Below are 24,074 nucleotides of genomic sequence, written 5' to 3'. Positions count from 1 at the left end.
ATATTTTCAGTACGGGCTCTAGAAAAGCCTATTAAGCATGCGGTTTTAACCGTAGCCGGGGATCGATTGGACAGAACCGGCCACTTCGGAGGCTCGCTACTCCTCTTCTACGGCATACTATCCGTCGTCGGCGGAGGCGGGGACACAGCACAGACCTTAGCCCTCTCGCTGGTCGCAGGCGCCATAGCCGCAGCAATGTCCGTCTCGCCCGACGTGGACACAGGCCTCGGAGGCATCTTCCACCGCACCTGGATCACCCACAGCCTGACTACAGTATTCATCGCCACCGGCGCGACTTACATATTGTTCGACGACATCTTCCACGCCGGGCCCCTATCAGGCTACGTCACCCTCGCCGTCCTGAGCGCGACGCTGTCCCACGTGCTGCTGGACTCGCTGACCAGAAAGGGCGTGCCACTCTTCGGGCCCTTCGACGAGAAAATGCGCGGCCTCAAGTGGTTCAAGAGCAACAGCCTTGTGCTAAATATTATATTCCTGGGCGCCGGGCTGGCTGCTGCCGCTTATTACTATGGGCTGATAAGATTCTAAAACTACGCGAATTTAAACGACGGTGGACGGCTCATAATCCAGACATCTGGAAAACAAATGTCTAACCACGGCGACACGGCGACACGGAGGCAAAGTGAGAAACGACTGCTGGAGGGTTATTTAAACCACGGCGGCACGGCGACACGGAGACAACCGGTACCCGAATAACAAAGCCCTCTTTTTAGGTCCACGGTGACACGGCTGGCCGACGGCACAGTAACAATCCGTCTATTGTTACCATACTGGAGAAACCAAGTATCACTATAGAGAGTGGTTTACCGGATTTGTGATCATAACAATATACGGAAACACCTGGCCAGTAAACCGTTTTAGTTAATGGGCTGTCTCCGTGTCGCCGTGGACTGAAAAAGAAGTGCCTCGTTATGGTGTCCCAGTAGTCTCCGTGTCGTTGTGCCGCCGTGGTTTCAGTTTTTCTATCGGTCGTACTGATACCAATATGTCTCCGTGTCGTTGTGCCGCCGTGGTAAAAAAGTAAAATCCCTTTAGCCTGTCACGGTTTTGGGCGCGATCAGCGACACTAGATCGTAGAGCGCCTTCTTTGGGTCCTTTGCCTTGACCACGCCCGACGCTAGCAGCACGCCATGAGTGCCGAGCGCCAGCGCTGCCTTGACGTCGTCGCCGGTGCTGATGCCCGCGCCGCAGAGCACCTTGATCTCGGGGTCGGTGACCGCATTTACGGAGTTGCGGACGATGTCGGGGTTGGCTTTTGATACGGGTATGCCGCTGCCGATGAGCTCGGGCGGCTCGATGGCGATATAGTCGGGCTTGAAGGCTGCGACTTCTTTGACCTTCTCGACGCTCTCGGCACATACGACAGAGGTCAGCCCGTGCTTGCGGCACAGCTCCACGCACTTCCTGATCTGGTCGGCGGGCATCCGGTCCTCGGAGTGGTTGATCAGCGTTCCGGTGGCGCCGGCGCATTTCAGGGCCTCGGGCAGGATGTGCCCGGTGTGGCCGCCCGGCTCGATGGGGTCGACGTGCTGGGCGAAAATTTCAATATCCAGGTTCTTGTGATGGTACATTTCGGGCAGCTGCGGGCAGGCGACGATCCGGACGCCGGTCTCCTTCATGACCTCCATGGCCATCCAGGTGAGCTTCCGGCCCTGCTCGCCCATGCTCTCCGTGTAAGTCTTGTAATTGAGGATGATGACGGGTTCCTTCGCTGGCATAATGTGATCAGTATTGCCCCGACGGATAATAGATTCTTCCCTGTGAAAACATGATATACTCAGAGCCACACCGCAGAGAAGGCATCAGGTAGCGAGAGCTTGCATAACATCGGCAGTAGATGCGGGATTACTATGGCTTCAGCAGTCATCGTTATATGCCTGGCCGCCAATACTCTTGTGGTCATATCATGAGCTATCCTGGCGGCATAACCAAGGCGATCATTGCAGGCGTACTGATGGTCGCAGTCGTATCATTCGCAGTATACTTCGTCAGCCGGCTGATCCCGGCGAACCAGACAGTGTACTTCTTAGCCTGGGCCTTCGGAGCCGTGCCACTGGCCCTCATCCTGACGGGATGGCTTGCCGCCCGGGAAGCGTATTTCGCCTGCCTCGGCCCCAACTCATCAACCGCCAGCGCCGTGGGAGCAGCCCTGATAGCGGCCATCGCAGGCATGCTCCTGTGGTTCCTGATAGCGCCGATGCTCGGCGTCCCCGAGCAGATGCGCCTCTTTACCGACAGCCTCGACCGGTACGGCCCCTTAGAGCTAATCGCCATCCTGATCACCTATGCCCTCGCCGGGGCTATAGGCGGCATCTTCCACTACTTTACGCTAAAAGGCAGGAAGTGCGAGACCAGAAATAATAAACAATAGGCCGATCAGTTAGCCATCTTCGCTGCAGCGATCTTCACCACGCTGGAAACGTCAGCAGCGCTCCTGACCTCCAGCCTCACCGCCCGGCCTTCCACGTATTTCTGGGCTGAGTCGATGATCTCCAGCACCGAAGCGGGCAGATCGCTCTCGTGAAGGGCCTCCACGGCTTTTTCCCCAAGCGCAAACGAGGCTATAAAATAGTCTTTGCACGGAGTCATGTAGAGGACTACCCGCTTGCCCTTCTCCGCCCTCATCCGCATCCCCCAGCCCGATTTCTTGCTGGCATAGCCCCACTCGGGGGAGGCAGAGTAAGTCAATGCTATTTGGTTCTGTAGATCAGTCCAGAGAGCATACGCGCTGCCGAGGGTTGCTTTGAGGTATTCCTCGGTCGGCTGTTTAGACCTGTCATCAAAAGCGCTGATTGCCATTTGATACTTCCTCAGGGCTGTATAATCGAGATCAGGTTGCCGCACGTATCGTCGAAGATGGCGCCGGTGGCCAGACCCATCTTAGTCGGAGGCACTGTGAAGACGACGCCCAGGTTTTTCAGCCTCTCGTACTCCTTCTGAATATCTGCGACCTTGAACATGGTCGCCGGTATCCCCTGCTCACGTAAGGCTTTCTGGTACGCTCTGGCGGCCGGGTTCTCGTCAGGCTCGAGGAGTAGCTCTACGTCGGCCGGCCCTTCGGGAGAGACGATGGTCAGCCACCGAAACTGGCCGGCCGGCACATCTGTCTTTTTTATAAAGCCGAGGACGTCAGTGTAGAACTTCAAAGCTTTTGCCTGGTCGTCGACGAATAAGCTGGTGATAAAAATTTTCATAACTTATAACTCTTGAGGTTGGTATATCTAATTTTTCTGTGCAAGAATATACCGGTAAAGCGGTTATAAAAGAAGATATGAGGGCATGCTGAGCCCTCAAATGTATGTTTAGAAGTCCGTCATAATTCTGTATTGATCGATCTCGTCCTTCTTCATCGCCTGGAGGAACCTGCGGGACTCGCCCTCGATGTCCTTGGCGTTGGTAATAGAACGGCCAACCACAAGAATGTCTGCGCCGCCCTTTAATGCGGTCTCGACGTTCTCGACCTTGACGCCGCCTGCGACTGCCACGAGCAGCTTCTTGCCGCCCGCCGCCTTCTTGATCTCGGGAATGTTGCCCCACGCGTGCTCGGCAGACTGGCTTTCCGTATCAATGCCGCGGTGCAGCTCGACGATGTCCGGCTTGACCTTGAGAGCTGCGATGAGCTTGGCCGGGTTCTCGACGTTGAGGGTGTCGATAATGGAGTAGATGCCGACCTTGCGGGCTTCCTCGATGAACTTCTCGATCGTGGCGATGGGTGCCAGGCCGGAGCAGACGACTGCGTCGGCGAGGTTGTCGGCTGCCATGCGGGCTTCCAGGTTGCCGGTGTCCAGGGTCTTCAGGTCGGCGACGATGAAGGCGTCCTTCCTGATCTCCCGGATCTTGCTGATGACCGACAGGCCGTACCTCTTAATGAGCGGGGTGCCTGCCTCTATAATGAGGTGGTCGTTCTTGGGGACGTTCTTCAGGACGCGCTCGACGACGCCGAGGTCCGGCGCGTCGATGGCGATCTGCAGGTAGGGCGCGTCCCAGAGCCTCGTGATCTTGTAGCCCATGATGGCGTGTACTCCCCTGTCCTTCTCGTAGGTGACCTTGTCGACGCCCGGGAACTTCTCCATGGCCCTGGTCAACGCCAGCTTGGTCGCGCCGTAGTTGTACTTGTAAATCTTAGTGGGATCCTGGGCCTCGGGGTGGATGAACACCGAGACTATGATGACGACGTCCTCGCAGAGATCCTTGGGCACTACGCCTTCCTCTACTGCGTCGGCGACTGCCTTAGCGACGGCTGCCTGGGCAGGGCCGAAGATCTGGGCCGCCTGGCCCATGTTCTTGACGGTGACTTTCGGTACGATGAGAGTCGCGGGCTTGGGGATTAAGTTAGGCCTTACGACTGCGAGCAGGGGCGTGTGCCCCATGGATAACTGGGTCATGCCATTAGCGAAAGCGATGCCAACGGGGCCGTTCTTATCTCCGATAAGAAGGTCGATGTGGGCCACCTCGTTGCCCTCGCCGATGAGAGCTTCTCCGATCTGGTACATGAATAGAACCTCACTTCGTGTCCTAAGACACTCTTTATTAATAACCATTTGGGTAAACTGAAGAGTGGTGAATGGTTGTAGTGGGCCTTCGGCCCGGAGATGGTGTACTAATGAACAGGATAATCGCTAGGCCACACCATATGAAGTATAGCTCCACGACTGGTTTTCAACTGTTGTGTTACCGTTCTTGTTAGTCGAGACAATGGAATAAGTCCAGTTTCTGGGCAGGTACACTTGAGTGCCGGCACGTGGTGAACCCAGGAAGTTGTCTACTCCGCTGACTATCCGGATGTTGACACGCAGATCTTCGCCATCCTTGCTAAAGTGCACGGCATCGGGGCCCACGGTTGCGCCCCAGATCTTCACCTCAAGGTCGTTTCCACCAGAGTCGAGATATTCCACCTGATTAATTAGTACCGGGTCAAACTCGGCGTTGATCAGCACGCGATCGACTGAGCCGTTCCCGCTCAGGTTATAGCTATAATGATGATCAGGGGGTCTTTCAGTATTGACAGGCGGGTTCTGCAGGTAGCCGCACAACATGCAGATTCCCCACAGAGCAAGGAGTCCGAGGATAAAAACTATAACGGGTATTGGTTTTCTCTTTCCCTTCCCGGGCAGCATATAAAAACATCTGGCATTATAAACATATTATAGTTAGTGGTTGGCGGGTATCCGCTATTAGTTACCTCTGGCAGAGAAGATCAGCCTCAGCGTCTCCTCCGGCACCTCGTCTACAGCCAGCTTCCCCTGTACCATGTCTGAGATGAACAGCGACCTGGCGATCAGCCCGATGGGGGGCTCCGATGTCAGGCGGGGCAGCGCCTTGCTGTACCGGCGGAGCGGAGCGAAGTCGATGTCGGGCAGCCGTCCGGCCATGAAGTTTTCTCCGGGGGCATCGAGGATCTCGCTGAAGGCGTAGGCGAGGAAGATGTTCGGGGGAAACAGCGGGTTGTTCCGGGACGAATTTAAAAGGTAGTCCAGCGCGCTCGGGGAGTACCGCCTGACGGCGATTACCATGTCCCGCTGATAGGGTGGAATGATGAGGTCCTCCATGAGGGCGAAGAAGTCCTCGGAGGCCAGCAGCCGGACGATGCCGGTGAAAATGTCGCCCAGCTGGTCTATGTCGCCTTCTCTCATCATGTCCCCGATGGCCATGAAGCTGCCCGAGAGAGAATCGTCCCTATCGCTTGCCCGCACCCGGTCGACCCACGCCAGGATCTTCTCCCGATCATCGCCGGCCGCCTCCAGCAGGGCCTTGATCTTTTCGTAGCCCCGGTCGTCCTGGATGATCTCAGTCAGCTCCATCAGCGAGTTCCGGACGATGTTGGTCCTCATCCTCGTGTCGAAGGATTTCGAGGATGTATATTCCACGAAGTACTTCGTCTTCATCAGCGAGGGAACCATGCCATACTCGTTCAAATAATTGTGCAGCCGCTTCAGGCTGTTGAAGCCAGAGCGGATTCGATAAGAGTTGGCAAGGCCGGAGCCATGGGAGACCTTCTCCAGCAGCGCCAGCCGGTCGTCTGACGCCAGATCGTTCAGGTGCAGCTTCACGTCCTTGGAGCTCTTGATGTTATGCCGCTCCTGCAAATGTTCCCGTATCTCCGTGAAGGTGCTCTCGCCGTTATCCGCGAGGTATAGCAGGATGGCAGATTTCGTCCTGCCTGTAGGCTCCCGCTCGCCTCTCGCCCTTGTCTTGCCGCTCATATCCTGTCGCCCGAGTATTTTATGAAAGTATCATATACCCGGGTATATGTACCTGTCGAAAAATCGTTAATACGGTGCTACGCTATTGTGATGCATGGAATTAGTGATCAAGACAAGAAGCTATCACGTTAATTCGAGAGGTATCATGATGAGCACGAAGAATTGTAACCCCCTCAACTCCGTATATTGCAACTTAAAGATCAAGCTGGCCGGCAACCTGAGCGAGAAAGACCTCGCCGGCCTGTACAGCTGTACTCTGTGCAACGATTGCCACACCGCCGACTTCAACAGGGGCGCCAGAGAGATGGCGGTCAGCAGGAGCCTTGTCGCACCGCATGTCAGCACAATAGGCAGGAACATCCGGGAGAAAGGCAACCCCTACGGCATCTCGGGTAACAGAGCCGGCTCGGGCAAGTGCGACACCATCCTCTTCCGGGGCTGCACTCCCACATACAAGGCGCCTGAGATCCTGGCCGCCGTCGAAAGCCTGCTCGGGAAGAAGGGCGTACAGTACGGCCTGATCGATAACGAGACGTGCTGCGGCAACGTGCTGTTCAACCTGGGCGATAAAGCCTCGGGCGCAGAAGTCGTCAGGGCTAACATCGCTAAGTTCAAGGCCGCCGGTGTGAAGAAGATCATCACCGTCTGTCCCGGGTGCTACACCTCGTTCAACAAGTACTACAAGGGTCAGGACGGCTTCAACCCAGAAGTAGTGCTGGCAGTCGACCTGCTGAGCGGTTTCACCCTGGCCGGCGACTTTGCCATCCAGGATCCCTGCCACGGCAAGGAGAAAAGCGAAGTGGTCCGCAGTCTGCTGCCTGGCTCGGCGAACAAGAGCGTTAGCCCGTGCTGTGGTGCCGGATCCGGAGTAATGACTCACGACAGGCTTCTCGCCAGCTCGAAAGCGGAGAAGGCGGTGGGCGCCAGCCAGTCGAAGATCGTCACGTACTGTCCTTTCTGCTACCTGAGCCTGTCGGCGGCGAGACCGGAAAAGGTTTCGGACATATACGTGATGCTCGACAAACATGCCAGGCCCAGTGCCCCGGCGCATGAGTAGCCGGGCTGCACTTGCCGAATTCCTCCGCCCTGCCAGCTGGCTCTGGCATTATACTATTTTTCTTAATTAATTGCCAGATAATTTTTCAATTAACATTTTATGACATAAATGTTTTATAGCATATTGCCCAAGCCTTTCTTGCACGTGCATTAAACCACCATCAGGAGGGTATAATGTGCAGGATAGCGAAAGCTATTGTCTTTTGAAGGCCGAAGGCCTGACGAAGGCGTACGAAAGCGTAAAAGTAGTCGACGCAGTCGACCTCGAAGTGAAGGGCGGGGAGATTTTCGGGTTCCTGGGGCACAACGGCGCGGGCAAGACCACTACGATCAACATGATGGTAGGGCTGATAGAGCCTACTTCGGGAAGGTGCCTGGTGAACGGCATCGACGTGATCAGGAAGCCCACCGAAGCCAAGAAACTGATAGGCTATTTACCCGACGGGGTAGGGTGCTACTGGCACATGACCGCCCGGCAGAACATGAAGTACCTGTCGAAGTTTTACCGCTCCAGGGAGATCGAAGGCCGGATCGACGAGCTGATCAAGTACGTCGGCCTGGAGGGCGTGGAGAAGCCCGTGGGCAAGTATTCCAGAGGCATGAAGCAGCGGCTGGGACTGGCGCTGGCTTTGCTGCACGACCCGCAGGTCCTCTTCCTCGACGAGCCTACGAATGGACTTGACCCGGAGGGCGTGCTGCTCTTCAGGAAGATCATCAAGGAGCAGGCAGAGGCTGGCAAAGCGGTTCTGTTATCGTCTCACGTGCTGGAGGAAGTCCGGCAGCTCTGCGGCTCGATCGGCATCATCTCTAAGGGAAAGATTATAGCCCGCGGCCCCATCGACGAGGTTAAGCGCTCGTTCAGGCCGGACGGCAACGTCAGGGTGCGGGTGAAGGTATCGGGCACCATGCCGGCGCTGGATACGCCCGGCATCATCAGCGCCGTCTACTACGTGGACGGGGCAGAGGTAGTGGCCAGCGAGGACATCACCGACCGGATATCAGTGGAGCTGATCAATAAAGGCGTGCCAGTCAGGCAGCTGACCACCGTGGAGGCGTCTCTGGAAGACGTGTTCCTGGGCACCGTGTACAGGGGTGTCTGAAATGAGCGGCATCTTAACAATTGCGGAGAAAGAGCTGCGCGATTTCGTCACCGGCAAGCGATTTCTAATCATCTTCAGCATCATCGTCATCATGACGATCTTCGGCGTGATCACCGGCATGCAGGACTATGACAGACAGCTAGAGCAGTACAAGCAGCAGCAGGCGCAGAACCAGCCGATGATCGCGAGCATGCAGAAGCAGATCGCTGACGCTGAAGCTAGGGGCGACGACCCTGCGATGATCCAGGGCATGAAAGATCAGCTCGACTACCTGTTCAACCCGTGGATGCCGTCGATCGTCGACATCTTCTACCGGGTGTCCACGCCGATGAGCATGGCAGGCGCAGTGTTGGCCATCGTGATGGGCTTCGACCTGATCACGAGAGAACGGGAAGAAGGGTCCCTGAAGCAGTTGCTGACCCGGCCCATCTACCGGGACACGGTGATCATCGGCAAAGCGATCGCCGGCATCCTGGCCATCGTCATTATGATAGGCGCCACGTTCCTCATCGCCATGGCCATCCTGCTGATCAACAGCATGGTGCCGGCGGGAGACGACCTGCTCCGCATCTTAGCGTTCTTCGGGATATCGGTGCTGTTCGTCGTGTGCTACTTCACCCTATCCCTGATGGTCTCGACCATCACCAGATCGTCGACGCTGGCTATACTATGCATGCTCGGCCTGTTCCTGATCTTCTTCGCGGTGCCTAACATATCGTATGAGGTCACTGCGCTGATCACCGGACCCTACCCGATACAGCCGGACACATCAAGCATCTACCAGCCATCCTTCGACGGCAACTATACTCCCCCGACGGAAGCCCAGACTGCCGCCATGAACGAGGCTCAGTGGAAGTACCAGAACGAGACTATAGCCTATTATAAAAAACAACAGCAGATAAACGACATCATCTCGTACCTCTCCCCGCAGAGCAGCTATAACGCCCTGTATCAGGCGGCACTCAACAGGCAGAAGCAGTGGGATCCGGCAGAGGCGTACGCCGGCCACTGGTCGCAGAAGCCCCTGCCCATAGACCAGACGCTGTTCCCCAAGTGGTCCTACATGCTAACCTTACTGGCAGAGATCACCGCGGCCCTGGGGCTGTCGTACGTGCTCTTCATGAGAGCGGATGCCACATGAGACACTATATAACCATAGTACTCGTAGCGCTTTTGCTGCTGGCCGCCCCGGTGGCGGCCGCCGAGAGCGGCTACGAGGTACTGTATTCCCAGTGGACGAAGGACGGGACGATCGTGTCGGCCAACGGCTGCTACGTGACTCCCGAGATTACCAACGGCAGCAACGTCCACCTGTGCGTGAAAAAGCCGGGCGGCTATGCTGAGACGAACTACTCCGCCTCCGTGGATGGCTTGATCCACTACTATGATCAATTAAGGATCTACGTAATCGACGTCGACTATGCCGGCGGCCAGGTCTACCTGGAGCTGTCCAGGCCGACTTCAGGCGGCGGCAGCACTTCTGCTTCAACCGGCACCAGAGTCTCTTGCGATACCCCCGGACAGAGCGCCCTGGGAGGGGATAAGGTATCCTTCCCGATCGTCATCCAGAACAACGACAATGACGATCGGACGTACTCCCTGAGCGCCCAGAACGACTATCCGGAGCTGGGCTGGACGACCTGCTTCTCCTACGGGGACAAGACAGTATACAAGGTGAACGTGCCGGGGAAGCAGTCTAAGACCATCAGCTTCGACGTGCAGACCACGTCATCCTCCACGCTGGGAGAGAAGAAGCTGATCGCCAAAGTGGGAGACAAATCTATAGACCTTTACGTGGACATCACCAGCGTCAACCACACCGCGGATTTATCGGCGAAGTACGGCTCCGTAGTCGAGTCGATCGGCAACAAGATCTTTTATGAGCTGCGGATCAAGAACATGCAGCCCAACGAAAACGACTACCTGCTGTCCGTAACCGGACTCCCTGAGAACTGGTACGCCCAGTTCAAGGAAGATAAAGCCAGCACCAGCGAGATGGCCGAAGTGATCGTGCCCGCCGGCTCGGAGAAGACCATTTTCCTGGAGATCGTGCCCCCGTACAGCGTGCAGCCGGGCGAGTACAACTTCACCGCCGTGGTATCGGCACCCGGCAAGGACACGCTGACCAAAGACCTCACCCTGAAACTGAAGAGCAGTTCGGACATGGTCGTCTCCAGCGGCAGACTATCGTACGAAACCAAGCCCGGCCAGCCCGTGGAGTTCGACGTCTACGTGTCCAACACAGGCAAAGGCGCCGCCCTGACAAACGTGATGATCGAGACCCAGGCGCCCAGCGGCTGGTACGTCACCGTCACCCCGGAGAAGGCGAACAGCATCCAGGCCGGAGGCAGCCAGAAGTTCCACGTCAAGATCGACCCGCCCGGCAACATCGTAGCCAGCGACTACGGCGTCACGCTGAAGGTGAAGAGCGACCAGACAGCCAAGAGCATCGACTACCGGATCACCGTGACCACCGACTCGTACATCCCCTACATTGGAGGGGCAATCGTGGTGATCGTGCTGGTATCGCTGTTCGTAGTGGTGAAGAAGTTCGGGCGGCGGTAAAACACAGAGGGCATAGAGGTTTTACCACAGAGAACACAGAGACGCACAGAGGTATTACCACAGAGGCACAGAGATACACAGAGACGCACAGAGACTTATAACTGATTTACAGTTCAGCCTTATATCTAAAAATCTCTGTGCGTCTCTGTGCCTCTGTGGTAACCACTACTCTGTGAGCCTCTGTGGTGAACAGTCGATGTGCTGGTCGAAAATGAAGGTTGTTTTAAGATGCCTTTTCGGCGGTGATCGCCGCCATCGCCGGCTGGCTCATGTGGCTGTGGCCACTGAGCTTAATGAACGCAGTGCTGGCCTCAGCCCTGACGAAGTACTTCTTGTACTTGCCATCCTGCTCAAAGCCCACTAAACCGTCTTTCAGGAACCGCTCCATGTGCCAGTGGACGGTGCTCTTATCCAGCGAAAACCGCTCCGAGAGGACATTGTTCGTAATCCCGGGATTGTCCATGACGACCTGGAGGATGTTCCTGCTCGTGTCGTTTCTCAGGTAGGAGGCGACGACCTTCTCCATGTCGTTGACGCCGGCGTTGTTGTAAAATCTCGTAAACTTACCCATCCTGCGCTTGCTGACCTTGCCTTCCAGTTCCAGCATGAGCAGGTGGTACTTGACCGTACTATTGTTCATGTTCTGCCGGGCGGTGATCTCGGCCGGGGTGCAGCCCGGATTGTTGAGCACGTAGTAGAAGATCGCCTGACGATTGCTGTTGTCCAGCACGTCCTGAATCCGCCCGATGATGGCGGGGGCTACTCCGATCAGGCCGATGGCGATGAGGAGAGCATCGAGGGCGGAGGCGATTTTGACCCACAGGGGCAGGTTCCCATACGATGTCAAAGGCGCGTCAACCGGGGTCTTGCCCGCAGAGCCGTCCGGCGCGGCGGGGGTGACTACGTAGCCGCCGGAATCGCCGACCGTGACCGCCGGGGCCATGGTAGTGGTCAGCACTCCGAAGATGGTGACGGCTGACATGACAAGGATAGCCACTGCAGTAATAACGAGAGGTATGCGCATGTTTTCCCTGCCTGCCTTGTATTCCCTATGAAGTCTTCACGTAGTAGTCGGTCTCACCGATTTTTGCGGTATCGGAGACCTTCAGGTACCACTCGCCCGCGGCCAGGCCTTCGCTGCGGGTGATGTTCAGGTTGATCCGGTCGTCCGCTGCGCCGTCCGCGTCGTCGTAGTACGGGCCGAGGACTTTGCCGTCGGGGGTGTAGATCATGAGCCGGAGATCGCTGTCGCCCTCTTCCCACTTCAGGTCGACGTCCAGCGAGTCGATGGCTTCGGCCACGTTGACGGTGTGCCAGTTGTCGTCTCCGGCTTTGACGGCCTGGTTATACGGGCTCGGGCCTGCGCTGTACTGGCTGATTACGTAAGCACGGTCGGCCAGCGCTGCCTCGTCGAGAATGATTTTGCTGCTGAACTCGTAGATGTCAGACCTGTTCCCTGCATCGATCCCGCCTCCGGCGATCATCACGTGTGCTATGAACTCAGGCTTGCCGGGGAGATGAGAGCCGTTCTGTTCCCACCGTACAGGAAACTTTTTAGGGGTCAGGTTGCCGGGCTCGTACAACATCACGTTACCGACAAGGACTGCCTGAGCCTCAGCACCGGGAAGGTAGTTTGCAGTCAGGAATACGGCGCCTGTCGGGGTAAACGTCTGTCCCTCGAGAAGCCTGCCTTTGCCGGGGAACTGCGGCTCTAAGCGGATGCTCTCCATGTCGACGACTACTGTAGTATAGCTCACCCCGGCGGGAACTGCGTAGACTCTGTCGGAAGCCACGGCCACAGCCCCCTGCCCAGGGAACATCGTCACCCCGGGAAAAAGGCTGTGCGGCTCAGCCGTCACAGTGACCGTCGTGACCGTCGAATAGGCGGCCGTGTTGCTGACAGAGCCGACGGTAAAGGACAGTATCAGCATTATCAGCATAGCCACGGATGCAGTTCGCTTAAACATAAGCCCATTGAATATGAGAGCCTCGTGGATATATAACCATTTTGACCTGATCATCCAACTGAGGCCAATTCGAAGCCTGCTGGACGGTATTTCCCTTCTGCGATTTTATCGTTGGATGATATGGTCAGAAATGATTTATCAGCGCTCTCCAGACTATCGCTCACGACAGGGCATCCGGCATGGGTGCCCGGAGGCAAACCACATGATAAGAACGGAGAATCTGACCAAGGTCTACAACGGCGTCAGGGCCGTGGACTCGGTCTCCCTGAACGTGGGGAAAGGGGAGGTCTTTGGCTTCCTAGGCCCCAACGGCTCGGGAAAAACGACCACCATAGGAATGATCGTGGGCTTGATTGAGCCCTCTGAGGGCAAATGTTTCATCAACGATGTTGAGGTGACCCGCAATCCGCTCCAGGCGAAGAAGATCACCGGGTACCTGCCGGACGGCATAGGGTTCTACCCCACCCTGACGGCCAGGCAGAACCTCAAGTACTTCTCAAAGTTTTACGGCCTGAGCGACGCTGAGGCGGACAGGCGCATCGACGAGCTGCTGGAATATGTCGGCCTTAAAGGGGTGACAACGCAGACAGGCGGCTTCTCCCGGGGCATGAGGCAGCGGCTCGGCCTCGCCCAGGCGCTCATCAATGATCCGCAGGTACTCTTCATGGACGAGCCGACCAACGGCCTCGACCCCCAGGGAGTGGTTCAGTTCAGGCACATCATCTCTGATCTGGCGGGCAAGGGCAAGACAATCTTCTTCTCATCCCACATACTCTCGGAAGTCCAGCTCGTCTGCAAGAACATCGGCGTCATCTCAAAGGGAAAGCTGATCGCCAGCGGCACCACCGACGAGGTCAAGAGAAAGCTGCAGAAGGACGATCTGGTGACCATAGTGGTAAAAGTGCCAGGTAAGCTGCCGGAGCTCAAGACCCCGGGCATCGTCGAGGCGTCGTACAACTGCAGCACCGCCACGATCCGGGCCCGTACCGACATCCGGGACGAGATCTCGGACGAGCTGTTCAGGCAGGGCCTGCACGTCAGCGAGCTGAAAGTCGTAGAGCCGTCGCTCGAGGACGTATTCCTCGAAACAGTCTACGGGAGCGCGTAACATGGCTGCGAAAGAAACGAGCCCGGTTCTGATAGTGGCTGCCAAGGAATTCAAGGACTACCTTGCCAGCAAGAGGTTCCTGGCCCTGTTCGGGGTGCTCGCGCTGCTGACGATCATCGGTGCTATCACTGGCCTGATCAATTATAACGAGCAGCTGAGCGCGTACAATGACAACCTCCAGACCGTGAAATCGGATACCGCGGGCGTAGGCGGCATGGTCGTGAGGATGATCGGAGGAATGCCGTCGCTGCTCAGCATCTTCCAGTCCTATGGCTCCTACATAGCATCCTTCGGGATGCTGCTCGCAATATCCATGGGCTTCGACATGATCACCCGGGAAAAGGAAGAGGGCACCCTCAAGCTGCTGCTCACGCACCCGGTGTTCAGGGACTCCGTCATCAACGGCAAGCTCCTGGGCGCAGGCGCCATGCTGTTCATGGTGCTGGCGTCGACCTTCCTGGCGACGATCGCGATCATGATGTTCTTCGGCATCGTGCCGGGCATAGATGACCTCGCCAGAATAGGGGCGTTTTTCATGATGACGCTGCTGTTCCTGTTCACCTACCTGGCGATAGCGGTAACCGCCTCGACTATTTCCCCCAACTCGTCCATGGCGGTCCTGATCGCCATCTTCGTCGTGCTTATTGGCGCGGTCATCCCGGGCATCTCCAGCACGGTAGGCTCGGCCATCATGGGCCCTGCTCCCGTGATGATGATCCCCTCGACTTCGGGCTCTACGTCGGGCGATTCGGCGCTGCCGGGCTCAGTCTTCGTCGGCGGCCCGGGCGGCACGACGACGGTGGTCACCTACGCGGTCTCGGACGGAGGCCCCGGAGGAGCCCCCGGCATCAACAGGAACGGCACCCCGATGGCGATCAACCCCGAGTACACCAGCTACTGGAGTACCAGGAATACCATCGAGGGCATCATGAACGTCATCTCCCCGAGCTACAACTACGAAGTGATCTCCCAGGTCATCACTGAAAAGCTGGCCAGCCCCAGGACCAGCGGGTCTAACCCGGGCCTATTCCAGCGGTCGGCCGACCAGTCGGTCTCGCTGATGGAATCCCTCTCCTCGGTCTGGATGAACATCCTGGCCCTCGTGGTCATGATCGTCGTGGGCTTCGGCATATCGTATGTGAAGTTCATCAGGGCTGATGTCAGATGAGGCTGAGAACCCTGATAATCGCTTTTCTGGCGCTCTGCCTGGCCACTGCGGCAGTATCCGGGGCCGCCGAAGCTAAAACCAGCTACGTGTCAGTCTACTCGGGGTGGATCAGCGAAGGCAGCACTACGCCACAGAACAGCCTGGGGGTCTACGTGACACCCAGCTTCCCGAACAACAGCATAGCCTTCAACGTCACCAGCCTCCACATCAAGAGCTCATACTACAGCGGGAATAACGCCCTCCTGTCCGAAGGAGACTCGTACGACTACTATGACGTCGCCCGCATCACCGTGCTGGACACCAGAGTATACGATGGCGTCCCCCAGGCATACATCGACATATCGGCGATCACCTCGGTGAACAGGACCGAGGGCACCACGATGTACAGCGATACTCCGGGCCTGGTAGCCAGTGCCGGAGACACCGTGTCCTTCCCCATCGTGATCCAGAACAAAGATGCCGTTGACCACACGTACAGCCTGGCCGCCTCGAGCCCGGCGGACTGGGACACGGCCTTCAAGTACCAGAACAGGGAGATCTACCAGATCTACGTCCCCGCCGCCCAGTCGAAGATTATAACTCTCGAAGTGGACACCCCGTATACGGCAAGCCTGGGTGAGCAGCGGTTCACCGTCTACGCAAACTCGTACGCCATCAACCTCAAGGTGGACGTCAGGAGCGTCAACGAGTCGGTCGAAGTGTTAATGCCGGCCGGCTCGTCGGTGATCGCATCGCTGGGCAACAAGGCATACTACGACATCACCCTGGAAAACCTGCAGAACGAGCAGAACGGGTACAAGCTCTCGGTCGCCGGGCTGCCGGAGAACTGGTACTACATGTACCTGGATTCGAGGAGCAGCACCAGCGAAATGGCAGAGGCCATCGTGGCCGGCGGCGCTAGCAAGAGCCTGGTGCTGGCCATCGTCCCGTCGAACAGCGCGGAGGTAGGCGAATACAACTTTACGGCTGTGATCACCACCCCGGACGGCGTGGAGGTGACCAGAGACCTGACCCTGAAGCTGAAAGGCGGAGCCTCGCTGAGCACGAGCTACGATAAGCTCTCATACTCGTCTAAACCGGGGCAGCCGTTCACCATCAACGTCTACGCCACCAACAACGGCCAGGGCTCGGCGCTGACCAACGTGTACCCGAGCATAGAGGTCCCGTCCGGGTGGACGGTCAGCACCAGCCCGGAGTCGGTCAGCAGCATCAGGGCAGGGGAGACGCAGGTCTTCAAGGTGACAGTACAGCCTCCCGCCAACATCGTGGCCAGCGACTACAACGTGAAAGTGACGGTAAAGAGCGACCAGGCTACCGCAGACACGCTCGACTACAGGATCAACATCACCGCGGACTCTTACATCCCGTACATTGCGGGAGGCATCGTGGTCCTGGTCCTGGCAGGCATCATGGTGGTCATCAGGAAATACGGGCGGCGATGATCATTCGCCGTCACGCTCTTTTTAGCCCCGGGCACTGGTAGTACAGCGGCAAATGTTCCATCACCGCAGGCTTCGCGGCCTCTGACACACAGTAACCGCCATCGGCATCACCCTCGACCAGCCCGAGGCCTGCAAGTCGCACAAGGCACGCCCTGACGACGCCGGGCTCCAGCCTCGAACGATCGGCCAGCGTAGTTGCTGAGATGCCCGGGTTTTCCACCACAAGCCGGAGGATGGCGCAGACCTTATCGCTGGCGATAGCCGCCCTTACCGCGGCATCCATCCCATCGTCTTTTTTCCTGAGCCGGTCCCGGATGAACTTGAACATGCCAGATCAATAAGTGGACGCCGGGAGATAAATATCCGGCGACGGCATAAGACCAGCCAACGGGCTCTTTTTTCGTCATAGTTCTCGTGCACGCTTTTCCCCCTGTACGCGGAACATTGGCTGCAAGGGGGAGTTGGAAACGAAGAGCATTCACAAAATACTAGTCCTGGCTACCGCTGTGCTGCTGCTCACAGTTGCACTGCCGGCGGCTGTCCTGGCCCTTCAGACCTACGCGGGGGCCGGAGCAGGCACCTCTACGGGAGGAGGCAGCCAGTTCGTCGGCGTAGGCAGCACAGGAGGAGGAACTACGCAGACTTTCTCGCTCGGGGGCGGCTTCATGTACTCCATGACCTCGGTCAGCCCGGAAGACGCTGCCAGCCTGCAGCAGCAGGGCGTCAGGGTGATCAACGTCCCGGCGGGCACTAACGTGTACGTCACAGCAACCACAGGCCAGCCACCGCAGATCACCACCGGTACCGGGCCCACTAACATGATCGTCTTCGGCCCCGGAGGCTTCGTAGGCGCAGGCGCATACGCAGGCACCATTCCCGGAGTCGGCGTGGGCGTCCAGGTACCCGGAGCAGGAGCAGGCGCTGGAGCGGGAGCAGGAGCGGGAGCAGGAGCAGGCACGACAATTGGAGGCACCGGCGGCGGAGTCGTCGTAGGTCCGGGCGGCGCCATGCAGATGTACTCGTTCACCGGCAGTCCGGGTCAGGCCTTCCTGATCACCCAGCAGTCCGGCGGTACGATGGACAGAGTCCTCGTGGTGTTCCAGTAGGCCAGAGTTTAGTGGCTCACCATCTGGTGGGCCTTACTTTTTCTATAATAGTGTTATCACGATCCACGCCAGTATGAGGTAAAGTAGATCGGCAATAACAGGGTGGTAAATAGAACCACGGCAGCACAGCCCCTTATTCCGGCAAATGGAAATCAAATGATGGAACCACGGCGGCACAGCGACACAGAGACAATGCGATCAGCTACAAATAGATGGTAACTAGAACCACGGCGGCACAGCGACACAGAGACAATGCGACGCCGAACATGGTATTCTTTTTTAATCCACGGCGACACGGAGACAGTGCATTAACCAAAAACGGTTTACTGGCCAGGTGTTTCAATATATCCTTATGATCACGTGACCGGTAAGCTACTATCTATAGCGATTCCTGAGTTCTCCAGATAATAACAATGGAATGATTGTCTCCATGCCGTCAGCCCGCCGTGCCGCCGTGGTTCAATAAAAAGAGGACCTAGTTATTCCGATACGGTTGTCTCCGTGTCGCCGTGCCGCCGTGGTTCAAATAACCATCCAGCCATCGCTTCTCGCACGGTCTCCGTGCCGCCGTGCCGCCGTGGTTAGAATAATTATTCCCCAGTTGTTGGGATAAAAAGCCGTGACCGCCATGGTTTATTCCACGACGGCCCTGACGGTTCTGGTAGCCTGTTTGAGGCTGCGGACGTACGCCTGCAATTCCTCGGTGGTGGCACCCTTCGCTATAAGGTCCACGATGGCGCTGCCGACGATGGCGCCGTCGGCGCCCATGGATATGATCTCGGTGACGTGGTCGGGGCCGGAGATGCCGAAGCCGACTGCTACAGGGGTGTTGCCTGCGGCTGCTTTGGCCCGGTCGAGGACTTCCTTTATGCCGGCAGAGAGGCTGGCGCGCTTGCCGGTGACACCTCTGGTGGAGACAAGGTAGGCGAAGCCCGACGACTCGGCCAGGATCATCTGCATGCGCTCCGCGCTCGTGTTGGGCGTGACGATGTGGATGTAGTCCACGCCGTTGTCCGCGCATGCCTGCCGGACTTCCGCACCTTCCTCGTAGGGCAGATCGGCGATGATCACGCCGGAAATGCCCGATTTTTGGCAGGATTCGAAGAATCTCTTTACCCCGTACTGGAGCACGATGTTGTAGTACGTCAGGTACACGATGGGCACTTTCTTGTCAAGCTGCGCCGAGATCTCGAAAGCAAGGTCAGTGTTCATGCCGGCCCTCAGCGCTCTGTCGACGGCGTTCTGGATGACCGGCCCGTCTGCTATCGGATCGGAGAATGGCACGCCCAGCTCCAGCACGTCTACCGCGCCTGAGTCGATGAGCGACTGCGCTATGGCGAGAGACTCTACCGGGGAGGGGTCTCCCATGGTGATGTAGGCGACAAGGGCGCCCTCCCCGTTGCGGCGCAGCTCGGCGAATTTTTCGGACAGCTTCATATTTCTTCTCGACGTCATCAGATGTCGACCCCCATGCACCTGGCTACAGTGTACACGTCCTTGTCTCCTCTGCCGGACAGGTTGACGATGACCGTCTGGCCCTGGAACTGCTTCCTGTTCTTGATTACGTAACCCACTGCATGCGAGGATTCCAGCGCGGGCAGGATGCCTTCCACCATGCCCAGCTCCTGGAATCCGAACAGTGCCTCGTCGTCGGTGCAGTAGCTGTATTCTGCTCTCTTTAGATCCCTCAGTAAAGCGTGCTCGGGGCCTACGGCGGCATAGTCCAAACCAGCAGAAACGCTGTGGGTGTCCGAGATCTGTCCGTACCTGTCCTGCAGCACGTAAGTGTATGAGCCGTGGAGAACGCCTTTGGTGCCGGTCTGGAACCGGGCCGCGTGCCTGCCGCTTTCAATACCGCAGCCGCCGGCTTCCACGCCGATCAGGCGGACGCTTTCATCGGGTATGAACCCGGAAAATATCCCGATCGCGTTGCTGCCTCCGCCCACGCAGGCGACGACTGCATCTGGCAGCCTGCCTTCCTGATTCAGCACCTGCTCTCTGGCCTCTTTGCCAATGACACTCTGGAAGTCCTTGACCATTTCAGGGTATGGGTGGGGGCCGTATGCGGTGCCGAACAGGTAGTGGGTGTCGTCCAGACAGGTGACCCAGGACCGCATGGCTTCGCTGATCGCGTCTTTTAAAGTGCGGGTGCCGTTCTTGACAGATACTACTTCGGCGCCGAGCAGCCGCATCCTGAACACGTTCATCTTCTGCCGCTCGATGTCGACCTCACCCATGTAAATCGTGCACTTCATGCCCAGCGCCCTCGCCGCCGTTGCGGTAGCGACGCCGTGCTGGCCTGCCCCGGTTTCGGCGATCAGCCGGGTCTTGCCCATCCGCTTCGCCAGCAGAGCCTGCCCGATGGTGTTGTTTATTTTATGAGCGCCGGTGAAGGCCTGGTCCTCCCTCTTCAAATAGAGAGTGAAGCCGTACTTCCGGCTCATGTTCCTGGACTTCGTCAGGGGTGTGGGCCTGCCCACGAACTCCTTCATGTAAGCGTCGAGCTCTTCCCGGAACGCCGGATCGTTCCTGTATCTCTTGTAGCCTGCGTCGACGTCTTTCAGCGCCGGGACCAGCATCTCCGGCACGTAGGTGCCGCCGTACTCCCCATACCTTCCCTCTGTCATTTTGTAACCCTTACCTGCTCGATGAACTCCCGGACCAGCCGGAGGTCTTTCTTTCTCTTCTCTGCTTCCACACCGCTACACACGTCGACCGCGTAAGGCCTGGCGGCCTCAATAGCTTCGGCGACGTTCTTCGGTGACAGCCCGCCCGCCAGGATGACAGGCAGCCTTACCGAGCCGATGATCTCCCGGGACACATTCCAGTCATGGGTAATCCCCATGCCCCCTCCCCGGGCTGACGCAGTGTCCAGTAGAATGGCATCGGCTACACCCTCGTACTGACGGGCCTTCTCGATCTCGCCCCCCTCGCCCACGTGAATGGTCTTAATCAGCCGAACGCCGGGCACCTGCAGCTTGATGTGCTTTAAAAAATCGGGCGGCTCGCTGCCATGTAACTGGACCGCTGTCGGCCTGATTTTCCTGACAGCGTCGACCACTTCGCCCGGGGTGGACGGCTGCATCACGATAACGCTGGCGACGAAAGGCGGCAGCACCGACGTGATCAGCCTGGCCTGGTCGGCGGTGATACATCTCGGGGAAATCCTGACGTCCACCAGCATCCCGATGGCGTCGGCACCCGATACGGCACATGCAAGGGCATCCTCAGGCGTGGTTGTGCCGCAGATCTTTACTCGTGTCACGCTGCAGCCCCCTTCGAGAGCTCGATGTATCGTTCCATGACTGCCAGCGCCCTGCCTGAGTCGATGGAGTCTGCGGCAAGCTGCAACGCTTCCTTGATGGAGGTGGCTGCTCCGCCCACGTATATGCCGCAGGCGGCATTCAACAGCACGATGTCCCGCTTCGGGCCTTTTTCGAGGTCTCGCAGCAGCTTATAGGCCAGCTGAGCATTCTCCTCCGCGCTGCCGCCTTTAAGGTCCCGGGGATGCACCTGGGGGAGGCCGAACTCCCCGGGGCTGATCTCGTAGGTGATCACTTTGTCATCCTTTATCTCGGCCACTAAAGTCCGGCCGAAGGTGGAGACCTCGTCCAGACCCCCAATGCCGTGGACGACCATGCCCCGCTCGGCGCCGAGGTTGCGGAGCACTTTGGCCACCGGGACCACCAGTTTTGGATCGTAGACGCCTACGAGCTGGGCCTTTGCCGAGGCCGGGTTAGTGAGAGGGCCGAGCAGGTTGAAGACCGTCCTGATGCCGACCTCTTTCCTCGGCCCTATCGCATGCTTCATCGACCCGTGGAAGACCGGGGCGAACATGAAGCCGAAGCCTATCTGCTCGATCGAGCTCTGCACGTCAGCGGGTTTCCCGTCGATCTTCGCTCCAAGTGCTTCGAGGATGTCGGCGCTGCCCGACTTGGAGGTGACGGACCGGTTGCCGTGCTTGGCCACCGGGACGCCGGCCCCGGCGACGACGAACGACGATATCGTGCTGATGTTGAAGGTCTTGATCGTGTCCCCGCCCGTGCCGCACATGTCCACGACAGGCCGCTCCGTCTTCGGGCTGATCCTGGTGGCGAACTCCCTCATTGCCAGTGCAAATGAGGTGATGTCCGAGATGGACTCGCCCTTGACCCTCAACGCTGTCAGGAAGCTCCCGATCTGCGCAGGTGTCGCTTTGCCGGCCATGATCAGCCGCATTGCGTCAGTGGCCTCGGCAGGGGTGAGGTCGGTGCCTTCCACGAGCTTCTCGATGTAGTCCTTCATGGTGCCGCCGTACAGGAAGTTGAGCATCATCTTCTTCCCGTCCCCGGTCAGGATGGACTCGGGGTGGAACTGCACTCCCTCGATGGGATATTCCTTGTGCCGGACGCCCATGATCTCCGAATCGTCTGCGGAGGCAGTGACTTTCAGGCATTCCGGGAGCCCCTGCTGCTTGATGGTCAGGGAGTGGTACCGAGTGGCCTTGATCGGGCCTGTCAGGGTGCTGTAAATGCCGGTGCCGTCATGCTGGATCATGCTGGTCTTGCCGTGCATAGCAGCCGGAGCCCTGGAAACGGTGCCGCCGTAGGCGATGCCGATGCACTGGTGGCCGAGGCACACGCCCAGCACAGGTATCCTGGTGCCGAGCTGTTTGATGATCTCTACGCAGTTGCCCGCGTCCTCCGGCTTGCCCGGGCCGGGGCTGAGGATGATCCGGTCCGGCTCCAGCGCCTCTATCTCCTCTACTGTGGTGGTATTCGGCACTACCACAGGGTCTGCGCCAAGCTCGCCCACGTACTGGTACAAGTTGTAGACGAAGGAGTCCACGTTGTCGACGATCACTACTTTCATGTCACTTCCCTCCGGCTGCCGTCTCGAGCGCCCGGAGCATGGCGGCGCCCTTGCTCATCGCCTCGTAGTACTCGTTTTCGGGCACCGAGTCCAGCACGATGCCTGCCCCGGCCTGCACATATGCTTTTCCGCCTTTGAGGACGATAGTCCTGATGGTGATGGCCATGTCAGTGTTGCCGTTGAACGAGATGTACCCCACGCAGCCTGCATACAGTCCCCTGCGCCGGCCCTCCAGTTCTTCGATGATCTGCATGGCCCTCGTCTTCGGCGCCCCGGACACGGTACCGGCCGGGAAGGTGGCGGCGAGTGTGTCGACTGCATCTTTTCCATCGGCCAGGTCGCCGACCACGTTGGACACGATGTGCTGGACGTGAGAGTACTTTTCCACGCCCATGAAGTCGTCCACCTTTACAGAGCCGAACTTCGACACCTTGCCCACGTCATTCCTGCCCAGATCGACGAGCATCACGTGCTCCGCTACCTCTTTGGGGTCGGCCTTCATCTCGGCCTCCAGCACCTTATCCTCCTCGTCCGATTTACCCCGGGGCCGGGTGCCCGCGATGGGCCTGACGATGACCTTTTTGTCCTGCAGCCTGACCAGGATTTCCGGGCTGGAGCCCACGACTGAAATGTCCCCGAACTCCAGGAAATACATGTACGGAGACGGGTTGATCTGCTTCAGGTGCCTGTACAGGGCAACGTGGTCGACGTCGGTCTCCACTTCCTGCCGCTGGGAGAGCACGATCTGGAAGGCGTCGCCGTCCAGGATGTACTCCTTGCTCCGCTCCACCATCTTCATGTACTGCTCTTTTGAGGTGGGGCACTTCACCACGAAGGGCTTCTTCACGGCAGGCGGCCGGGAGACAGTACTGGCCGGGTGGGCGAGCCTGTCCTCCATGGAGCGAAGCCTTTCCCGGGCCTGCATGATCGCCGTGTCATCCATGCCGTCGGCGTTTGCTATGAGCAGTTTCTTCCGCCGCACGTGGTCGAAGACCACTAAATCCTGCACGAAGAGTAATTCGACATCAGGGCAGTTCAGGTCGTCGACTGCCGTGCTGCCGATCGGGTCCACGTACCGGACGAAGTCGTAGGAGATGTACCCGGCCAGCCCGCCGGAGAACGGGGGCAGAGGCGGGTTTTCACCGCTGAAGGACTCCTTCCTGACGTAGACCGGTGCCTGCTGCCTGTAGCCGGCCATGAAGTCCTTGAGGAAGGCCACCGGGCCTTTTTCGGACTTGACTTCGGCGCCACCGACTGTGATGCGGCCGTCTTTTACCACAATTGCTGTGGCCCCGCTGCCCACGAAAGAGTAGCGGGCCGACTTGCCGCCGATCTCGGCGGACTCGAACAGGAACGAGCGGCTGCCCGGCGCGGATAATCTTACAAATGCCTCGAGCGGGTCTAAGTCCAGCTCGAGGGCCTCCACGACGGGAACCATAAGCGCGGGCTTAGCCCGCCGGGTAACGATTTCCTCAATAAGCATAGCA

At 58.2% G+C, this 24,074-nt stretch carries 24 protein-coding genes; 10 read left to right on the top strand and 14 right to left on the bottom strand.

What is annotated here, in order from left to right; translation table 11 throughout:
• The first annotated feature begins 66 nt into the window (after positions 1 to 66).
• Positions 67 to 549 (top strand): metal-dependent hydrolase, encoded by a 483-nt coding sequence (locus tag RCI_RS10270; RefSeq protein WP_012036367.1) that lies wholly within the window; start codon positions 67 to 69, stop codon positions 547 to 549.
• Positions 550 to 1,052: 503 nt separating this feature from the next.
• On the opposite strand, the gene tpiA is transcribed toward RCI_RS10270, so the two are convergent.
• Positions 1,053 to 1,742 carry a triose-phosphate isomerase gene (gene tpiA, locus RCI_RS10265; RefSeq protein ID WP_148266724.1) on the bottom strand — a complete coding sequence of 230 codons (690 nt, stop codon included), beginning with the start codon at positions 1,740 to 1,742 and terminating at the stop codon, positions 1,053 to 1,055.
• A 185-nt stretch (positions 1,743 to 1,927) separates the two neighbouring features.
• On the opposite strand from tpiA, the gene RCI_RS10260 reads away from it, so the two are divergent.
• A complete protein-coding gene (locus tag RCI_RS10260) occupies positions 1,928 to 2,392 on the top strand; it encodes a hypothetical protein (RefSeq protein WP_048198450.1) in 465 nt (154 codons plus the stop codon).
• 5 nt (positions 2,393 to 2,397) lie between these two features.
• Here the strand turns inward: RCI_RS10260 and RCI_RS10255 are convergent, their stop codons facing one another.
• The 5 genes from RCI_RS10255 to RCI_RS10235 form a co-directional block, all read right to left on the bottom strand.
• Positions 2,398 to 2,820, bottom strand: coding sequence for a DUF3788 domain-containing protein (locus tag RCI_RS10255; protein ID WP_012036364.1), 423 nt, complete (start codon positions 2,818 to 2,820; stop codon positions 2,398 to 2,400).
• Between the two features lie 11 nt (positions 2,821 to 2,831).
• Entirely contained in the window at positions 2,832 to 3,215 is a 384-nt protein-coding gene (locus RCI_RS10250; RefSeq protein ID WP_012036363.1) for a VOC family protein, read from the bottom strand.
• Positions 3,216 to 3,323: 108 nt separating this feature from the next.
• Positions 3,324 to 4,514 (bottom strand): bifunctional 5,6,7,8-tetrahydromethanopterin hydro-lyase/3-hexulose-6-phosphate synthase, encoded by a 1,191-nt coding sequence (locus RCI_RS10245; RefSeq protein ID WP_012036362.1) that lies wholly within the window; start codon positions 4,512 to 4,514, stop codon positions 3,324 to 3,326.
• Positions 4,515 to 4,640: 126 nt separating this feature from the next.
• The gene (locus tag RCI_RS10240; RefSeq protein WP_012036361.1) at positions 4,641 to 5,138 is read right to left on the bottom strand and encodes a hypothetical protein; all 498 of its coding nucleotides are present in this window, start codon (positions 5,136 to 5,138) and stop codon (positions 4,641 to 4,643) included.
• 57 nt (positions 5,139 to 5,195) lie between these two features.
• Positions 5,196 to 6,224, bottom strand: coding sequence for a hypothetical protein (locus RCI_RS10235; protein WP_012036360.1), 1,029 nt, complete (start codon positions 6,222 to 6,224; stop codon positions 5,196 to 5,198).
• Positions 6,225 to 6,369: 145 nt separating this feature from the next.
• Here RCI_RS10235 and RCI_RS10230 point away from each other — a divergent pair, with 145 nt between their 5' ends.
• From RCI_RS10230 to RCI_RS10215, 4 genes are all read left to right on the top strand, one after another.
• Complete coding sequence (locus tag RCI_RS10230; protein WP_231844828.1) at positions 6,370 to 7,281, top strand: (Fe-S)-binding protein; 912 nt, start codon at positions 6,370 to 6,372, stop codon at positions 7,279 to 7,281.
• Positions 7,282 to 7,456: 175 nt separating this feature from the next.
• Positions 7,457 to 8,380 (top strand): ABC transporter ATP-binding protein, encoded by a 924-nt coding sequence (locus RCI_RS10225; RefSeq protein ID WP_012036358.1) that lies wholly within the window; start codon positions 7,457 to 7,459, stop codon positions 8,378 to 8,380.
• A gap of 1 nt (position 8,381) precedes the next feature.
• Positions 8,382 to 9,521, top strand: a complete 1,140-nt coding sequence (locus RCI_RS10220) for an ABC transporter permease (protein ID WP_012036357.1) — start codon at positions 8,382 to 8,384, stop codon at positions 9,519 to 9,521.
• Positions 9,518 to 10,945: a COG1470 family protein gene (locus RCI_RS10215; RefSeq protein ID WP_012036356.1), complete on the top strand. Its 1,428-nt coding sequence runs from the start codon at positions 9,518 to 9,520 to the stop codon at positions 10,943 to 10,945. Before RCI_RS10220 ends, RCI_RS10215 begins: the two co-directional genes overlap by 4 nt.
• A gap of 223 nt (positions 10,946 to 11,168) precedes the next feature.
• Here RCI_RS10215 and RCI_RS10210 read toward each other — a convergent pair whose 3' ends face one another.
• Complete coding sequence (locus RCI_RS10210) at positions 11,169 to 11,969, bottom strand: winged helix-turn-helix transcriptional regulator (protein ID WP_012036355.1); 801 nt, start codon at positions 11,967 to 11,969, stop codon at positions 11,169 to 11,171.
• 25 nt (positions 11,970 to 11,994) lie between these two features.
• Positions 11,995 to 12,912 (bottom strand): hypothetical protein, encoded by a 918-nt coding sequence (locus RCI_RS15870; RefSeq protein WP_012036354.1) that lies wholly within the window; start codon positions 12,910 to 12,912, stop codon positions 11,995 to 11,997.
• A 202-nt stretch (positions 12,913 to 13,114) separates the two neighbouring features.
• Here RCI_RS15870 and RCI_RS10200 point away from each other — a divergent pair, with 202 nt between their 5' ends.
• The 3 genes from RCI_RS10200 to RCI_RS10190 are packed head-to-tail and all read left to right on the top strand — an operon-like array spanning position 13,115 to position 16,630.
• Positions 13,115 to 14,020: an ABC transporter ATP-binding protein gene (locus RCI_RS10200; RefSeq protein ID WP_048198448.1), complete on the top strand. Its 906-nt coding sequence runs from the start codon at positions 13,115 to 13,117 to the stop codon at positions 14,018 to 14,020.
• A 1-nt stretch (position 14,021) separates the two neighbouring features.
• On the top strand, positions 14,022 to 15,188 hold the full coding sequence (locus RCI_RS10195; protein WP_012036352.1) for an ABC transporter permease: 1,167 nt from the start codon (positions 14,022 to 14,024) through the stop codon (positions 15,186 to 15,188).
• On the top strand, positions 15,185 to 16,630 hold the full coding sequence (locus RCI_RS10190; RefSeq protein WP_012036351.1) for a COG1470 family protein: 1,446 nt from the start codon (positions 15,185 to 15,187) through the stop codon (positions 16,628 to 16,630). The genes RCI_RS10195 and RCI_RS10190 overlap by 4 nt, the downstream gene beginning before the upstream one ends.
• A 10-nt stretch (positions 16,631 to 16,640) precedes the next feature.
• On the opposite strand, the gene RCI_RS10185 is transcribed toward RCI_RS10190, so the two are convergent.
• On the bottom strand, positions 16,641 to 16,958 hold the full coding sequence (locus RCI_RS10185) for a winged helix-turn-helix domain-containing protein (RefSeq protein ID WP_012036350.1): 318 nt from the start codon (positions 16,956 to 16,958) through the stop codon (positions 16,641 to 16,643).
• Positions 16,959 to 17,091: 133 nt separating this feature from the next.
• On the opposite strand from RCI_RS10185, the gene RCI_RS17040 reads away from it, so the two are divergent.
• Entirely contained in the window at positions 17,092 to 17,736 is a 645-nt protein-coding gene (locus RCI_RS17040; protein WP_012036349.1) for a hypothetical protein, read from the top strand.
• Between the two features lie 633 nt (positions 17,737 to 18,369).
• Here RCI_RS17040 and trpA read toward each other — a convergent pair.
• From trpA to trpE, 5 genes are read right to left on the bottom strand one after another with little or no spacing between them, the layout of a single operon-like run.
• Positions 18,370 to 19,191 (bottom strand): tryptophan synthase subunit alpha, encoded by an 822-nt coding sequence (gene trpA / locus RCI_RS10175; RefSeq protein ID WP_012036348.1) that lies wholly within the window; start codon positions 19,189 to 19,191, stop codon positions 18,370 to 18,372.
• Positions 19,191 to 20,363, bottom strand: a complete 1,173-nt coding sequence (trpB, locus tag RCI_RS10170; RefSeq protein WP_012036347.1) for a tryptophan synthase subunit beta — start codon at positions 20,361 to 20,363, stop codon at positions 19,191 to 19,193. The genes trpA and trpB overlap by 1 nt, the downstream gene beginning before the upstream one ends.
• Positions 20,360 to 21,001: a phosphoribosylanthranilate isomerase gene (locus tag RCI_RS10165; RefSeq protein ID WP_012036346.1), complete on the bottom strand. Its 642-nt coding sequence runs from the start codon at positions 20,999 to 21,001 to the stop codon at positions 20,360 to 20,362. Before RCI_RS10165 ends, trpB begins: the two co-directional genes overlap by 4 nt.
• Positions 20,998 to 22,587, bottom strand: coding sequence for a bifunctional anthranilate synthase component II/anthranilate phosphoribosyltransferase (locus RCI_RS16335; protein WP_012036345.1), 1,590 nt, complete (start codon positions 22,585 to 22,587; stop codon positions 20,998 to 21,000). Before RCI_RS16335 ends, RCI_RS10165 begins: the two co-directional genes overlap by 4 nt.
• Before the next feature lies 1 nt (position 22,588).
• Positions 22,589 to 24,070, bottom strand: coding sequence for an anthranilate synthase component I (gene trpE, locus RCI_RS10155; RefSeq protein WP_012036344.1), 1,482 nt, complete (start codon positions 24,068 to 24,070; stop codon positions 22,589 to 22,591).
• Positions 24,071 to 24,074 lie beyond the last annotated feature (4 nt).

Source organism: Methanocella arvoryzae MRE50, from assembly GCF_000063445.1.
Classification (GTDB): domain Archaea; phylum Halobacteriota; class Methanocellia; order Methanocellales; family Methanocellaceae; genus Methanocella_A; species Methanocella_A arvoryzae.
This window is presented reverse-complemented; position numbering and strand designations above follow the sequence as displayed.

Coding starts and splice junctions, on each gene's coding strand:
- RCI_RS10260 (WP_048198450.1), top strand. CDS start 1,928: ATGAGCTATCCTGGCGGCATAACCAAGGCGATCATTGCAGGCGTACTG.
- RCI_RS10255 (WP_012036364.1), bottom strand. CDS start 2,820: ATGGCAATCAGCGCTTTTGATGACAGGTCTAAACAGCCGACCGAGGAA.
- RCI_RS10250 (WP_012036363.1), bottom strand. CDS start 3,215: ATGAAAATTTTTATCACCAGCTTATTCGTCGACGACCAGGCAAAAGCT.
- RCI_RS10245 (WP_012036362.1), bottom strand. CDS start 4,514: ATGTACCAGATCGGAGAAGCTCTCATCGGCGAGGGCAACGAGGTGGCC.
- RCI_RS10240 (WP_012036361.1), bottom strand. CDS start 5,138: ATGCTGCCCGGGAAGGGAAAGAGAAAACCAATACCCGTTATAGTTTTT.
- RCI_RS10235 (WP_012036360.1), bottom strand. CDS start 6,224: ATGAGCGGCAAGACAAGGGCGAGAGGCGAGCGGGAGCCTACAGGCAGG.
- RCI_RS10230 (WP_231844828.1), top strand. CDS start 6,370: ATGATGAGCACGAAGAATTGTAACCCCCTCAACTCCGTATATTGCAAC.
- RCI_RS10220 (WP_012036357.1), top strand. CDS start 8,382: ATGAGCGGCATCTTAACAATTGCGGAGAAAGAGCTGCGCGATTTCGTC.
- RCI_RS10215 (WP_012036356.1), top strand. CDS start 9,518: ATGAGACACTATATAACCATAGTACTCGTAGCGCTTTTGCTGCTGGCC.
- RCI_RS10210 (WP_012036355.1), bottom strand. CDS start 11,969: ATGCGCATACCTCTCGTTATTACTGCAGTGGCTATCCTTGTCATGTCA.
- RCI_RS15870 (WP_012036354.1), bottom strand. CDS start 12,912: ATGTTTAAGCGAACTGCATCCGTGGCTATGCTGATAATGCTGATACTG.
- RCI_RS10200 (WP_048198448.1), top strand. CDS start 13,115: ATGATAAGAACGGAGAATCTGACCAAGGTCTACAACGGCGTCAGGGCC.
- RCI_RS10195 (WP_012036352.1), top strand. CDS start 14,022: ATGGCTGCGAAAGAAACGAGCCCGGTTCTGATAGTGGCTGCCAAGGAA.
- RCI_RS10190 (WP_012036351.1), top strand. CDS start 15,185: ATGAGGCTGAGAACCCTGATAATCGCTTTTCTGGCGCTCTGCCTGGCC.
- RCI_RS10185 (WP_012036350.1), bottom strand. CDS start 16,958: ATGTTCAAGTTCATCCGGGACCGGCTCAGGAAAAAAGACGATGGGATG.
- trpA (WP_012036348.1), bottom strand. CDS start 19,191: ATGACGTCGAGAAGAAATATGAAGCTGTCCGAAAAATTCGCCGAGCTG.
- trpB (WP_012036347.1), bottom strand. CDS start 20,363: ATGACAGAGGGAAGGTATGGGGAGTACGGCGGCACCTACGTGCCGGAG.
- RCI_RS16335 (WP_012036345.1), bottom strand. CDS start 22,587: ATGAAAGTAGTGATCGTCGACAACGTGGACTCCTTCGTCTACAACTTG.
- trpE (WP_012036344.1), bottom strand. CDS start 24,070: ATGCTTATTGAGGAAATCGTTACCCGGCGGGCTAAGCCCGCGCTTATG.